At 55.4% G+C, this 14608-nt stretch carries 10 protein-coding genes and 1 tRNA gene; 10 read left to right on the top strand and 1 reads right to left on the bottom strand.

From position 1 onward, the window contains the following. The first annotated feature begins 20 nt into the window (after window positions 1–20). Window positions 21–602: a TetR/AcrR family transcriptional regulator gene (locus tag AC2FIB_RS08180; protein ID WP_496734690.1), complete on the top strand. Its 582-nt coding sequence runs from the start codon at window positions 21–23 to the stop codon at window positions 600–602. Then, window positions 599–1756, top strand: a complete 1158-nt coding sequence (locus AC2FIB_RS08185) for an acyl-CoA dehydrogenase family protein (RefSeq protein WP_496734692.1) — start codon at window positions 599–601, stop codon at window positions 1754–1756. The genes AC2FIB_RS08180 and AC2FIB_RS08185 overlap by 4 nt, the downstream gene beginning before the upstream one ends. 577 nt (window positions 1757–2333) lie before the next feature. Here the strand turns inward: AC2FIB_RS08185 and AC2FIB_RS08190 are convergent. Beyond that, window positions 2334–2418, bottom strand: a tRNA-Leu gene (locus AC2FIB_RS08190). A 789-nt stretch (window positions 2419–3207) separates the two neighbouring features. Between AC2FIB_RS08190 and AC2FIB_RS08195 the strand changes: the two genes are divergently transcribed. From AC2FIB_RS08195 to AC2FIB_RS08230, 8 genes are all read left to right on the top strand, one after another. Beyond that, window positions 3208–3603: a hypothetical protein gene (locus AC2FIB_RS08195; RefSeq protein WP_174822482.1), complete on the top strand. Its 396-nt coding sequence runs from the start codon at window positions 3208–3210 to the stop codon at window positions 3601–3603. A 2-nt stretch (window positions 3604–3605) separates the two neighbouring features. Continuing rightward, window positions 3606–5618 (top strand): dynamin family protein, encoded by a 2013-nt coding sequence (locus AC2FIB_RS08200; protein WP_282119377.1) that lies wholly within the window; start codon window positions 3606–3608, stop codon window positions 5616–5618. 8 nt (window positions 5619–5626) lie between these two features. Next, entirely contained in the window at window positions 5627–7336 is a 1710-nt protein-coding gene (locus tag AC2FIB_RS08205) for a dynamin family protein (protein WP_496734694.1), read from the top strand. Window positions 7337–7368: 32 nt separating this feature from the next. Continuing rightward, on the top strand, window positions 7369–7770 hold the full coding sequence (locus AC2FIB_RS08210; protein WP_496734696.1) for a hypothetical protein: 402 nt from the start codon (window positions 7369–7371) through the stop codon (window positions 7768–7770). Between the two features lie 23 nt (window positions 7771–7793). Then, window positions 7794–8654, top strand: a complete 861-nt coding sequence (locus AC2FIB_RS08215; RefSeq protein WP_496734697.1) for a hypothetical protein — start codon at window positions 7794–7796, stop codon at window positions 8652–8654. Window positions 8655–8720: 66 nt separating this feature from the next. Continuing rightward, window positions 8721–10763: a dynamin family protein gene (locus AC2FIB_RS08220; protein ID WP_496734699.1), complete on the top strand. Its 2043-nt coding sequence runs from the start codon at window positions 8721–8723 to the stop codon at window positions 10761–10763. Then, on the top strand, window positions 10760–12046 hold the full coding sequence (locus AC2FIB_RS08225; RefSeq protein ID WP_496841925.1) for a dynamin family protein: 1287 nt from the start codon (window positions 10760–10762) through the stop codon (window positions 12044–12046). Before AC2FIB_RS08220 ends, AC2FIB_RS08225 begins: the two co-directional genes overlap by 4 nt. 338 nt (window positions 12047–12384) lie before the next feature. Next, window positions 12385–14547: a serine/threonine protein kinase gene (locus tag AC2FIB_RS08230; protein WP_496841926.1), complete on the top strand. Its 2163-nt coding sequence runs from the start codon at window positions 12385–12387 to the stop codon at window positions 14545–14547. The last annotated feature ends 61 nt before the right edge of the window (window positions 14548–14608 follow it).

Consider the following 14608-nt stretch of genomic DNA (forward strand, 5'->3'; position numbering starts at 1 on the left):
AGGATCAAAGGTCCCGGGATATGCAAGCCAAAATCTGCAATGCGACGGTCACCTGTCTGGATCAGCTTGGGTATGCCGAGACTACTTTTGCCAAGGTGCAGGCCAAGGCAGGCATCTCACGCGGGGCAATTACGTATCACTTCCCCACGAAACAGGCCCTGGTCGCAGCTACCGCGATGCGACTGCTGGGCAATGCGCAAAACCCGCTCTGGCCACATGATCGCGCCCCTCAGCCCGTCTATGATCTGATTATGTCCGCCTGGGCCAATATCGTAAATTCCGCAGGCGGACGCGCCATAGTTGAGATTCTGGTTGCTTGCCGAACCGACCCGGCACTGTTCGGAATGCTGGAAAAAAGCCTGAGAGACTGGGACAAATCGAACCTCAGCCTGATCTCCGCCCGGTATGTCAGCGCAACAGGCGACCGTGACGACACTGAATTATTGTGGAGTATCGCCCGGAACTTCCTGCGTGGTTTGTTGTTGCATGAGAAATTCGTTTCGTCGCCAGAATACCTTACGCAGATGATGGATCGCTTCGCCCGCATGATGGAAAGCCAGCTTCAGGTATTGCCCGAAAATGACGTTGAGAAGGTCAAATGACCCTGCCATCCCCTTTCATGACCCCTGAACGCGAAGCTTTCCGCGGAAATTTCCAGCGTTTTGTCGATGCCGAAATCAAACCTCATATTGAGCAATGGGAGGCGGATCGCAGCGTCCCGTGGGAGTTGCATGCCGCAATTGCTGAGTTCGGCGTATTTGGCTTTGGGATCGATGAGGAATACGGCGGTCTGGGTTTCGACAACGCCTTTATGCGCCATGATTATAGTGAAATCCTGTTCGGCTGTGGGGCATCCGGTATCGGAGCCGCCGTTGGGGGACGTACGATTTCCATCAGCCCAATTGCGAAATTTGCTTCCGAGGAGTTCAAACAGAAAGTGCTGCCCGAGATCATCTCGGGGCGCATGATGTCGGCCCTTGGGATCACCGAACCAGGCGCAGGGTCGGACGTTGCCAATATTCAAACAAGTGCCGAGCGCAAAGGCGGCCGATGGATTCTGAACGGGGAAAAGACCTATATCACCGGGGGTATGGATGCCGAATGGTTTGTGATCGGCGCCCGCACTGGCGGCCCGGGCCTGACTGGTATCTCATTGTTTTTGGTCCCTCATGACGCGCCCGGGTTCAGCCGCACGCCGTTGGGTGGCAAGATGGGTTGGCACAGTTCACAGCAAGCGACGCTGCATTTCGGTGATTGCGAGCTGGATTCTACTGCCCTGTTGGGGCCTGAGAACAGGGGCTTTATCGCAATCATGAACAACTTTAACTTTGAACGGCTTGGCCTGACATCCGCTTCGTTGGGTATGATGAAACTATGCTACGATAGTGCCTTGGACTGGGCACGGGAACGCAAGACATTCGGCAGGCGACTGGTCGAACATCAGGTCATTGGCCACAAGTTTGCAGAAATGTCTGCCCGGATTGATATGAATGAGGCATATATCGAACGGATCTGCTGGGCAATTGAACAGGGCCTGATGCCAGTCGCTGAAATTGCAAAGGCCAAGGTTCAGGCCACGACGTCACTGCAATTTGTTGCTTCCGAAGCGATGCAGATCTTTGGCGGTGCCGCATACATGCTGGGCAATCCGGTCGAGCGGATCTGGCGCGAAATCAAAATAATGGCAATTGGCGGCGGATCCGAAGAGATAATGCGCGACCTGGCCGTGCGCCAGATGGGATTGGCCGGGCAATAGTGGCGGCGTTGTGGGTCCGCAAGCGCGTGCTATGGACGTGAAGAGATCGCTGAAAGGCCGACATTAACCAAATTCTTTGGTCAGCAATTGCCGAAAATGATCAATGCACAATTGCGCAATCATTTTTGACAACCTAAGTTGCGCCAAACTCATCACGCGAGGGAATTATGGATATTTGGTTTTATGTGGGGCTTGGCTTGTTGTTATGGGCTATCAGAGACTTGGTGTTTGGTTCGACCTACTTGTGGGAACGGGTAACCCGCGCTGAAAATCCGGGAACCTACTGGGTTTGCGTTTTGGTTTGGCTTGTCGTTGCATTGGCTATTTTAGCCACGTCCCCAACGACCTACTACCTGTTCTCCTGACTGCGCGTTCCGAAATGCAGGCCATGTAACCTGCATTTCCAAATCATAGAGGCCGGTGTTTTCACCATGGATGCAGTCACCTAATCGTTCGCTTGGCGAGCGGACCCGACTGTTCAAACATCAAAATCCAGTCGGCTGTCCAGTACAAAACTTTGGTGATTGCCTGAAAGCCCTCAAAGGCGGTCCGGACAGGAAAATTCTCTGAAATGATATGGTGCGGGTGGAGGGACTTGAACCCCCACGCCTTGCGGCGCCAGAACCTAAATCTGGTGCGTCTACCAATTTCGCCACACCCGCAACCCAGGCACTCGGTGCCAGAATGTCGGGGTGAATAGCAAAGCTTGCCACGGAGTGCGAGAGGGAAAATTGAGTTGTGCGCAAGATTATTGATGACATCGGCGCAACATGCTTCTGAACTGACCGTCGTGCACATATGGTGTCTGCCGGACGCTGCCGCTAAGCGGGATGCGGGATATTCTCATGTGTTGCTGTTCGCGGCAGGAAAGCAGCCTGATTTTTTGGCGTTCTACGAGTAGATAGAAAAGATTACTTGGGCAAGTTTGACTAATTTTATTGTTTTGTATTTAGCAACATTCAGGTCCCTTTGGTGAGAAGGAGAAAACTATCTTACGTTGAGTAAAATGCCCCTCATCTAAGGGCGGGCTATGATGAGAACCCAAAGACGAATGCAACATACATATATTTTACAGACGTCCGCTGGGTAGATTTGGTGTCAGGTTGATTTCAAAAGATAGAGTAATTACTGTTTATGAACAGTGCTATAGACGCACTACCAAAAATACAACACGTGCGCATCGTTGCAAGTTTTCTGCTCTTGAATGCTGCTAACGATAAATGGCGCTGTTCACATTGACGCCGAAAATACGCCCGTAGGTTGTGGTTGAAAAATGTTACCAAACACAATTGCGCCACAATTCAAACGCCAAAAAATCTTATTCGCGTCAAAATAAGACCGCCTTGAAAGTCACTTATGAGCAGTAGGAGTTAATGAGTCTTTTTTGCCTTCGGGCGCTGTACGAGTTTTTTTCGCTCAACTCCAGTACAAGGGTCTGAAACGTGACCAATATGATGAACTCCGCTGCTGCCGAGCAAGAAGCCGTTGGCCTTGCGCGTGAAAGTTTTCTTGGTGAACTCAAATCCCTGAACCGCGACCATCCAAACACCGGGTTTGGCGTTTCGTTGCGCACCCGCTCCGGGCGGCGATATTTGCTAGCCAACTCGCGTATGCCGCTGCCCGAAACCAAATCCGAGGGCTTTCCGACCGGGCGTCGTCTTGCCCGCCTTGAAAACAGCGAGCGATTTAGCTCGATCGAAGTTCTGGCGGATTGCCACACCTTCGAATCGATTTCGCCTGGTGCCGAAGCCGCAATCCTGGGCAATGCGCTGAATCTGATCGCGCGAATCGACACCATGACCAGCACGCCAACTGACACGTTGGCCGCGACAGGAACCGGAGGCTGAACATGGCGCGCAACGACCATCTTTTGTCAGTTGGCAATGAGGCACTGACGCCTATGACGTCAGCGATGAACTCGCTGACCGCACAGATTGATCAATTGACAGAGGTGGCGGATGCACGTTCGTCCGCCCGTCTGGCCACGCTCAAGACCCGGATGGAGAATTTCTCGGCCAGCGTTACGATGGTCGGGCAGGTCAAGGCCGGCAAGTCTTCGATCGTGAACATCCTGGCCGGGCGCCCTGCCCTGCTGCCATCGGATGTAAACCCGTGGACGTCGGTGGTGACTACACTGAACATCAACACCCGAACCGAAGGCGACAAACGCGCCAAATTTACCTTCTTTGAACAAGAAGAATGGGACAACCTGATGGTCGGCGGCGGCCGTCTGGGTGAACTGGCAAACCGCGCTGGCGCCGATGATGAGATGGATGACATTCGCCGCCAGATCGGCGAGATGAAGGCTAAATCCGAATCCAGATTGGGCCAGCATTTCGACCTGATTCTGGGGCAGAGTCATCAATATGACTACTTCGACGAAGAGTTGATCCAGCGCTATGTCTGTCTGGGTGACGAAGATGACCCGGACATCAACCCCAAAACGGGGCGGTTCGCCGATGTGACGAAGTCGGCAGAACTGTATATGGACATTCCGCAATACCCGATTGCGTTGAAACTGTGTGACACGCCGGGTGTCAACGATACCTTTATGGTCCGCGAACAGATCACCCTGCGCAGCTTACGTGGATCTGAAGTCTGCGTTGTTGTTCTTGCCGCCAGCCAGGCGCTTACAACCATGGACATGGCGCTGATGCGGATCATCGCCCAGTTTGAGAACCGGCAGATCATCCTGTTTGTGAACCGAATTGACGAATTGGCGGATCCGGTCAATCAGGTCCCGGAAATCCGTGACCGTATTCAGGACACGCTCAAGCAGAACAATATCGATGCCAGTACCAGCGTTGTCTTTGGCAGCGCATTGTGGGCTGAGGCCGCGTTGACCGGCAACCCCGAGATTCTGTCCGATGAATCGCGCGAGGCGTTGAACACGTTCTATCTGGCCGCCGGGTTTGGCGATCAGGCACCCTCGCTCGACAAAATCTGGGCGCTGTCCGGTCTGCCCGATCTGCTGTTGGCCATGAACGAGCGCATCGCCGAAGGCGCAGGCACCCGTTTGCTGGATCGCGTCCGCCACCGCGCCCGCAATATCGCCAGTCAAATCCGCGCCACGGCCGTTGCCAAGACCCTTTCGGGCGGTGAAGGTCTTGTGCGTGATCTGGATGGTGTATCGCCAGAGGACGCGATTGCCACACTCTCGGATCAATACGAAAAGAAAGTAGCTGAACTGACCGCATCCTTACGTGCGAAGGTGTTGGAGAGACTGAATTCAGCGGAAACCAACTTTGTCAAACGTGCAACGGATTCGCTGATTGCCCACCTTGAGCGGAACGGCGAACAAGGCACGTGGCAGTATGACCCGGCGGGTCTGCGGACCTTGCAAAAGGCCGCGTATTTCAGCTTTGCGCGGTCGATGCGCAAAGAAGCAGGTGCGCTGTACAATACGGCGGCCGCAGATATTGAGACGCTGTATCAGAAGATACTGGGCAACCACCTGGGTGAGTTCAGTATCGAAGCACCCATTGTTCCGCGTGTCCCACCCCCACTCGGAATTGGACGAACAATCGCATTGGACTTGCAAAGCACCTGGTGGCGTCGCTGGTGGCAGCGCCGCAAAGGGTTCGAAGCCTATGCAGCCGACTATACGCGCCTGATCGCGTCCGAGGCGAATTCGATCACCAAGGACATCGAGGAAAATCAGGTTGCAGCCGTGTTGGAAAACGTTCGCGCGATCCTGTCGGATTTCATGCGCGAGCAGAAAGAGACGTTGCTTAGCATTTCGGCTTCGGCCGAGAGTGACCCAAGCCGCAACGCAGCTCTGATGGCAGGACTGACACCACAGAAATCGCGTGACGATATTCTGGGCGACATCCTGAAAGATCTTAGTAACGAGGCAGCATAAGTAGCGATATGGCAAAAGACTCACAAACCCGTTTCGTCTCGCCCAAGGCATGGGAACGCATTGAGCAATGGTCCCGCCGCAAGCCGATCTTTGCGCTTATGGGAGAGTTCAGCGCCGGAAAGTCGACGCTGATCAACTTTCTGCTTCGGTCGCACACACTGCCGACTCAGGTGACTGCCACGCAGTTGCCGCCCGTCTGGTTCAGCTGGGGCAAGCAATCTGCATATGTACAGCGTCATGACGGCAAACGCGAAAACATCGAGCTGGATGCGTTGGAATCTGTCGGCGTCAACGACGCCCAATTCGTTCGTATTTACCTTGAATCCGACATTCTCGAGGCGGTTGATTTGATCGATACGCCCGGCATCTCGGACCCCAAGATTTCAACCGATGTCTGGCGTCGCGCCGTGGGCCAGGCCAATGGGGTGCTGTGGTGCACGCACGCCACCCAAGCCTGGCGCGAGACCGAACGGGCGACATGGGTCGCGCTGCCGGAACGGTTGCAACACAACTCGCTGTTGTTGGTCACCCGCGCGGATACACTGGGCACGAAGGACCGCCAGAAGGTGTTGCGCCGGGTCAACCGCGAGGCAGGGCATCTGTTCAATCGATCGATTTTGTTCTCTGCCCGCGATGCGATTATCGCACGCGACAAGAGCGGCGACGCCGAAATGTGGGGACGCAGCGGCGGCGGCAAGATGGTGGACAGCTTTCTTGAGATCACCGAACAGATCATGGACAACCGTGCAGACATGCTGGCGCGTTACCAGATCGACAACAGCCTTGCCCATATACCCAGTGTGCAACCTATCCGTCCTCGCAAATCCGCGGCAAGTGCAGAGCAACCTGCCCCATTGAAACTGGTTAATCCGGTTCACGACGAAAATGGGCATGACGAAGTCGTAACGAGCTTTCCGGTACGTCCTGCACGTGTGGAAACACGCTCAGGCGACACCGAACGCGCCCCCCGGATTGACGCGGATGAGGCCGAACGCTTGCGGGTCGAGATGACTGCAATCCCGAAAGAGACTACACCAGAACCCGATCAGGACGAACTGCGCTCTTTTTTCCGGGAAACGCCCAGTCAGCCTTTGAATTTGGCCGATGTTGCCGAGATCCCCTCCGAAGAAAACGCATTTCTTGAACTGGATGACGAGGATTTCGAGGAAGAAGAGTCACTGAAACTAGAAGGTGAAGCAGGGCAGGCTGACATCAACACCGATGGTCAGGATCCCGTTTTGACGTCGCTTGGGGACAAACTGGTTGGCATGCCTGAGGCTATTGAAGCCAGCATACCCGAAACGGACGCACAAGGCGCAGAAACATCGGTGTCGTCAATTGTGGCCTTGCTTGCCGAACAATCGGATGGCGCGGCCGACGAGTTCGAATTGGAACCCGAAACCAGCGGCCTGACCAAAACACAGGTCGTACCAATGCAGAACGGCACTTTGTCCGAGACAGAGACCGAGTCTCAAGCGCTTGAGCAACTGCTTAGTGTGGAGGCCGGATCAACACTCAGCGCATCGGCGATGTGGCGCGAGATCACAGCTGGTGAGGATCTTCCCGACGACTCGGAAGGCCTGAAAAAGGTTTTCAGGGCCTTCCTGGTAGAGTTCGACAAGATCGCCGCTGAACACGGCACCCGCGACGCGAAAAAAGACGTTTCAACGCTTCCGAAAGCCGGGAACAAGGGCGGGGCTGAATGGCATGTTTTATAACGTGAAGCCAAGGTAGAAGGACGGGAAGCCCGATGTCTATCGAAGCCGCACTGAAATCTGCGATGGAAACGATACCCGACTGCGTCGCAGCCGGGTATATCGACATGGAAACAGGGATGTTATTGGGGACCAGTGTCCGCGATCAAGAGGACGCCGAAGTGCTGGACAGTCTCGCGCTTGCAGTGGCGAACCTTTTTCAGGGCGGCGGCGTGGGTGCTTTTGAAGCATTGCTGCGGAAATCGGGTAATGCTGATACCGAAAATCCGGAATTTGGGGAAATCGCGGTGTTTTCAAAGGATCGGTTGAACATTTTTTTGCGGACGCAGGCCTATCCGGATCATGTGGTCTGCTACATCTGTCGCAACAGCGCGAATGTAGGGTTGGCACTGACAAAATCGCATCTCAGTCTGGGGCCCGTCGCGGCCGCAGTTTAGACGGGACCAGAGGGGGTCACGGCATGATGGATACAAACATACTCGATTTGCTCGAGGACATTGGGCGATCATCGGTTGCCCGACTGGAGCCAGCCGTCGCGCTTGCTGGTGACACTGCGCTTGAGCGCCGCGAAAAGGTATTGCAGTCCATCCGTGGCACTGTTTTGCCGCGCCGGTTAGAGTTTACGGCTGCCAATGGCGATTGTCTCGCGATTGAGGTCAACAGCTCTCGGGTTACTGATGTCTTTCGTGTCCGGTCCGGCGTTGCGCCTGATTTTGAAACCGAAGAGCGCGATACGCTGGCTGGACAATTGGCGCAACTGGTAACCGATATTGCCGCGGCGCCTGCACCGCTCAGCCTGATATCCCTACGGCCGGACGCCACGCTGGAAGCGGACGATGTCGGAATCACTTTTAGCGAAATCGCTAGTGCTTGCACGATGATCGAAATGCCTGCTGAACCCGTCATAGCGGTCGTTCCGGACACAGCCGAGCCCGCAAATGACGTGGAAGCAACAGACCATGCCAGCGATTTGGCCAACCAGTTCTATCTCGGTAGCCAGCGTTTGGCTGTTGGTCGCATCCGGGTCAAAGCTGAAGGCGGGGAAATGGTTCAGTCTGACGGCGATTGTAGTGAAGGTCAGCCATTACATGCAGATGAAACTTTGCTGGCGCAATTCGCGCGCGACCTGTTGGGCTGGGATGATGACGCGGCCGCCGCGCTGGATCATCCGCAATTGATCGTCATGCGTCCTTCAGGTGGCAAGGGGTCTGGTTTGGCCGTCCTGAACGACGGCGAAGAATTTTCCATGGTCTTTCACGAGGCGCGCAAGCTAGGCGCCATTGTGAATCTGTGGACATCTCTGACGGAGCGTTCCGAATGAGCGCGCCCGTAATATTCAATTTTTCGACTAATTCAATCTGTGATTGCAAGTGCCCAGGGTAACAGTATGAGTGAAAATAACCGTCGTGAGTTAATAAGAATCGCCGAAGATATGAACGGGGTCAGCAATGACGAGACCCGCCAGTTCATTTCGCGTATTGTCGGCGACCTTTCAAATCTAAAACCGTCAATCGCATTTGTCGGGCAGATCAAGGCTGGCAAGTCTCGCCTGATCAATGGCTTTACCGGGCAGGCCGAATACCTGCCTTCGGATGTGAATCCGTGGACGACCGTGATTACCGATATGCATTTCGGTCACCCCTCGGGTCGGACCGAAGGGGCCGAATTTCATTTCTTCGATAACCGTCAGTGGCAGGCGCTGATCGCCGAAGGTGAAGAGCTGCGCAACATGTTCCCCGATGACGAGGACAGCTATAAACGCGAGATGATCGAAGAGCAGGTCGACGCGATGAAAACCCGCGCCCAACTGCGATTGGGCGACAGCTATGAGCAGTTGCTTGGTCAGCATCACGATCTGGAGCAGCTGAACTCGGACGATCTGGCCCGCTATGTTTGCGCCGGTGACGATCCAACCGACGGTGAAGAATACGACCCCGGTTCAGATCGGGGACTATACAGTGACATCACACGCAAAGCCGAGGTCTACTTTGACATTGGCCATTTTCCGTTCCCGCTGACGGTCACGGATACGCCCGGCGTCAACGACCCACTGCTGATCCGCGAAGAAATCTCGCGCCAGTATCTCAAAGAATCCGATTTCTTTGTTGTGGTTTTGTCTGCGCATCAGGCCCTTTCACGGGCAGATCTGAAACTGTTCCGCCTGATGCAGGCACTGGAACTGGGGCAGATCGTCGTCTTCATCAACCGCGTGGACGAACTGGGCGGCGGCGCTGAGGACGCTGGAAAAGTCCGGACGGACGTGTTGGATGGCCTGGAAAAAGCCCTGGGCAACTCGGACATTGATGTTCTGATGGGCAGCGCCCAATGGGCCCATTATGCCTTGACCGGTGACGATACCGGCGTGAACCACGATCACGTTCTTGCTTGGCTGCGCGCCCACCCCGAGCAGATGAAACAATATCTGGACGGTGTAGAAGAGATCAAACAAGGTCCCGGCCCGATCAGCCGTGAGGGCGTGTTGCGCTTTGCCGCAATGATCGCCTCGGGTCTACCCGATCTCCGCCGCCATGTTACCAACGCCTTGACGCATGGGGCCCGTGACGAACAGCTCAAGATGGCCTGGCAGCACCTTAACAGTTTTGCCCAAGGTGAGCTGGAACGGTCCAAGGCCCATCTGCGCGTAATTGACGACGAAAACTCCGCCGACATGACCGACGGCGACGAAAACGACAAAACATTGGCCGAGCTGCGTGCGCTGGTTTCGGAAAAAACCACACAGATCATTGACGATATGGATGATGTGTTGGCCAATCTTCGCGGCGTCATGGATGACACTGTGTCCGAGGCCGTTTCTGCTGTTGTCCGAGGGCCGAATGGCGATTCCCCTTTGTTGGCCAAGGGCGGTGACACCGAATTGAACTTTTCGCCGCTGCGGGACCGCATGCGCGAGCTGGTTCAGGGTGCGACACAGGTGGTGCGGCAGCGAATGCTCAGCGAGCTTTATGCGGTCGACATGAACAGCAATGCCGCACTTCGCGCCCTGCCCGGCTGGCAAGACCCGACCGACAGTCGGATGAATACCAGTGCGGTTCGGTGGTTCCGTCCGGATACCACCGCACTGACGCGTGGCATTACCGTGGAACTGCGCGTCAGTTGGCTGTCCCGTCTGATTTCGCGTAAAAGTGTGGTCGCTCGGGCCGAACGGATGATCGTTCAGGAATTCGAAATGATCGGGGACGATCTGGTGGACACGGCGCGCGCCGATCTGCTTGAGCGTCTGAACACCGTTCTTGATCACTATCTGGCCTTGTTAGCCGGACATCTTGAACAACGCGCCGGAACCGGCCAAACCAATGTTCGTGCAGAAGCACAGGCAGCATTCGATCAGGCACAACGTGTTGCAGATGATCTGGATGCGGTATTTGGCGGCAATAGCGCGGATAAGAAATTAGCAGAGGCTGCGGAATGATTGAATTTCCCGGAACCGAACAGGAAGTACGAAAGCTTGAACGCTTCCTGACCGCCACCGAAAACCTGCCGTCAGAGGCCGGTCTGGACAAGATGCGCGAGCGCGCCTTGTTCCATGCCGAACGGCTTTCGAATGCGGTCAATATCGGTTTTGCCGGGGAATTCGGGGCCGGGAAATCCAGCCTCGCAAACATGCTGGCCGGGGCGGACATTCTGCCCACGGGTCCGCAGCATCTGAAGCTGCCATTGGTCATCGTGGCCTATGCGGACGCACCGGAAACCACGGTTGGCTGGTGGGACAAAGAGCCCAAAGTCTATTCCGGCATTGCGCTGGAAAAAGCCGCGGCTGATAACCCTGATTTTATCTCGGTTGGGTTGAATACCCCTGCCCTGCAAGAGATCTCATTGTTCGATCTGCCGGGAACCGGCGCACTGGATGACACCTACAAGTCCACTTTGGACCTATTGTCCTATGTCGATTGTGCCATCTGGTGCACGAACGGAACCAATGCCTGGCGTGAGACTGAGCGCCACCTGTGGGCACAAGTTCCGCAAGAGTTGCGCTCGAACAGTTTGCTGGCCGTAACCCACGCGGATCTCCCCCCGGTTCGGGACGCGCTGGACCGTGTTCTGCACCGGTTGGAAAAAGAAAAAGGTAAATTCTTCCGGTCTGTTGTGCCTATTGGCACACCGGTCGCCGTCAAGGCTATGGCGCAAGAACCCGAGCCTGATTTTGATCTGTGGGAGACCTGTGGCGGTCAAAGTCTGGCCGAACAGGTCCTGCAAGTTGCATCCGAGCGGCGTTTGAAGGATTTGGAAGCTGCCCGAAATGACATCGAGCAGGAGTTTCTTCCGTTTCTGGCCAGCCTGAATATGGCAGAAGCTGAACCAGCGCAGGTCGAAGCGCCCTCGATCCATGCGACGCTGGAATCCGCCCTGCCCCCGCTTGAAAACCCGATTCTTGAAGACTGGCTGGCGGCAATCGCCAGCATCTATGACGACTTGCGCGAGACATCGGATATTGAACCCGCCGCATTCCTGAACAGCTGTCAGGAAATCGTCGAAGATTTTGCAGAGCGTCTGGAGCAAGGGGGCGAAATCGCCACTGAAGCCGACTGGATTCCCGGTGAGTTTGAAAAGGCCACCGATCTTCTTTTGCTGCTGCAATTCGAAAGCGGTGACGCGCCACTGAAGGACGCAATTAGCATCCTCGCCCAGCTCAGCGACAACCTCGCCTGGGCCGGCAGCCGCGTCGATTCCGTTCAGGCAAAAACCGGAACCTGACGCCTACCCGTTTTAATTGAGCCGCAATGCAGCGATTCGAAGCCCTCAGAATCGCGCGTTTATTGTTTCGGATTTAGTGACCAATCCGCGAAAAATTGGCACTCAGTCCGCAAGTTTTACCGGTAGAAAATCAACATTTAGATTCACGGGCACGCAATGGCACCATATGTGGATTTTCTTGGCGCTGGGTTCTTAGTGAAGCCATCAGGCGGCCCCAATAAAGTCAAATTTGAAACGTCTAACGTACTTGAGTGTCCTGCGGTTGTGTTTGGTTGTGAGTTCGCGGGCTGAAAGCCCAGTTAAGTAAGCCGCAAAACGATTAGAACGGGCGGAAAGAAATGAGCCACAACCAGGCCGTCGGCGCGACGCACGACGAACCGAAAATTGAAGGTCTTCAACCAGGCGCCAAGCTGTTGCGCGGGCAGTACGAGATCCTGCGCTTTATCAGCAATGGCGGATTTGGTATCACCTATCTTGCGCGGGACAGTCTGGAACGCGAAGTTGTGATCAAAGAGTGCTATCCCGGTGCCCTTTGCCGTCGTAACGGCGATATGGTTGAACCGGTCGCGCCGGACTACAAGGACGATCTGCGCGCAATCATCGACTTGTTTATTCTCGAAGCACGCAATCACGCTCGCTTGGTACACCCCAATATCGTCGACGTTCATCAGGTGTTCGAAGACAACGAGACCGCTTATATCGCGATGGATTTTATCCGTGGCTGCGATCTGCTGGATTATGTTGAAGATTCCAAAAACAAAGCTGGCCCGAACTTTATCGTTCAGGTCACCGAAAAAATGCTGTCGGCGGTGTCTTTCATCCACCAAAGCGGCATGCTGCATCGCGATATTTCGCCCGACAACATCCTGATCGACGAAAATGGTGATCCGGTTCTGATCGACTTCGGCGCCGCGCGCGAACAGGCTGCCCACCAGTCCGCCGCGCTAATGACCCTGCGGGTTATCAAGGATGGTTATTCGCCGCATGAGTTTTATGTACGCGGCGCGGAACAAGGGCCAAGCAGTGACCTCTATGTTCTTGCGGCGACCCTGTATCACGCCATCAGTGGCGAACGTCCGATCGACGGTCAGACCCGCCTGAACGCATTCAACAACGGTCAGACGGACCCCTACACACCGCTAGCGGGGCGTATCGAAGGCTACCCCGACGGGTTCCTGGAAGCCATTGACAAGGCGATGGAAGTTCACGCAACGGATCGCCTGCAGACCGCAATAGATTGGCTACGCATGTTCCGCGGCCCCGGCGTGATGTTCGACAGCTTTGACTATCGGCCGGTGTCGGTGATCGTGGCGATGGACCAAAAAGACGAAGAAGAAGAGAAAGCCAGGATCAAGGCTGAAAGCGAAAACGCCGAAGCCGTTGTCACCGCATTGCTTGCCGGAAACACTGACATTGCACTGGGCAATGAGGACAAGAACGACGACGGGCTCGCCACGTTCACATCGAAGGATGAAGTTCCGGTTGCGGTGGATACCGTGGTCAAAAGCGGATCCAGTGGTGCAGGCAAAATTGTTGCGGGTGTGGCCTTGGTCGCCGCTTTGGCGGCGGGCGGGTTCTTCCTGATGTCCGGAGAGGAAACTCCGGCCGAAGACACCGCATCGACGCCCACGCCCGTAGTAACGGAAAAGGTGGAAGAAACCGCCTCAGTCGAAACATCCGAGCAGGACCCGGTCGAACAAGTGGCCGCAGCCGAAGTGGAGCCGGCACCAGAACCAACTGAGACCACGCAGGCCGAGGTCGCACCCACTCCAGAGCCTGTCGAGCAGGCGCAAGAAGATCCGGTTGTCACGGAGCAGGAAGAAGCTGCGGCGACGGAAACGGCTGAAGCCGAGACCGTCGAGCCGACACCGCCTGTTCCGGCGGAACCGGTGAACCTTGCAGAACAGCAGATCGCATTCTCTCACTGGGACGTAGACATCCCGTTTCAGACATCACGCCGCCGAGCTTCGACCGGCAACGTGATTGCGATAACTGGTGTTGACCAGGATATGGACGCGTCAATTGTGGGTGAGTGGGTCACGCGCGGCGCCACGATCTTCACCCTGAACGGCAAGCCAGTGCAGGCAGATACGACTTTTGCTGCTCAGGTGTTGAACGATCTGAATGTGGACCCGGACGGCTACATCCGCGTTTCTGCCCGCTATCGCACATTGGGTGAAACCCGCCCTCAGAACGGATTGTTGGCACTGCCCACAATGCGCGTGATCGGCTTGGAAAATGGCTACGTTTTCACAATTCAGAACAAAGACGGTGCGGGTTGGACAACAGTTCTAAGCTCGGTTCCGCCGGAGGCGACAGGCAGCTTGCAGGAAGGGGATGTCCTGGTCTCAGAGACAATTTCTGGCACTGGCATTGATGGCTCGGACAGCCTTGATGTTTTGTTGGCCAAACTCGTTTCCGAAGACCAGCCGCAGGCCCGTTTCGGCGTTTTGCGCAGCGGCGTCGAGACGGATGCTGACATGCCATTAGTGCAGGAGTGATCTGACCGGTTCATATGTGATCTGCCAGTATGTATTTGCTGAGGGTAGCGCCAAATTCGGC

The organism is Ruegeria sp. YTSA072 (assembly GCF_059610285.1).

Coding starts and splice junctions, on each gene's coding strand:
- AC2FIB_RS08180 (WP_496734690.1), top strand. CDS start 21: ATGCAAGCCAAAATCTGCAATGCGACGGTCACCTGTCTGGATCAGCTT.
- AC2FIB_RS08185 (WP_496734692.1), top strand. CDS start 599: ATGACCCTGCCATCCCCTTTCATGACCCCTGAACGCGAAGCTTTCCGC.
- AC2FIB_RS08195 (WP_174822482.1), top strand. CDS start 3,208: ATGATGAACTCCGCTGCTGCCGAGCAAGAAGCCGTTGGCCTTGCGCGT.
- AC2FIB_RS08200 (WP_282119377.1), top strand. CDS start 3,606: ATGGCGCGCAACGACCATCTTTTGTCAGTTGGCAATGAGGCACTGACG.
- AC2FIB_RS08205 (WP_496734694.1), top strand. CDS start 5,627: ATGGCAAAAGACTCACAAACCCGTTTCGTCTCGCCCAAGGCATGGGAA.
- AC2FIB_RS08210 (WP_496734696.1), top strand. CDS start 7,369: ATGTCTATCGAAGCCGCACTGAAATCTGCGATGGAAACGATACCCGAC.
- AC2FIB_RS08215 (WP_496734697.1), top strand. CDS start 7,794: ATGATGGATACAAACATACTCGATTTGCTCGAGGACATTGGGCGATCA.
- AC2FIB_RS08220 (WP_496734699.1), top strand. CDS start 8,721: ATGAGTGAAAATAACCGTCGTGAGTTAATAAGAATCGCCGAAGATATG.
- AC2FIB_RS08225 (WP_496841925.1), top strand. CDS start 10,760: ATGATTGAATTTCCCGGAACCGAACAGGAAGTACGAAAGCTTGAACGC.
- AC2FIB_RS08230 (WP_496841926.1), top strand. CDS start 12,385: ATGAGCCACAACCAGGCCGTCGGCGCGACGCACGACGAACCGAAAATT.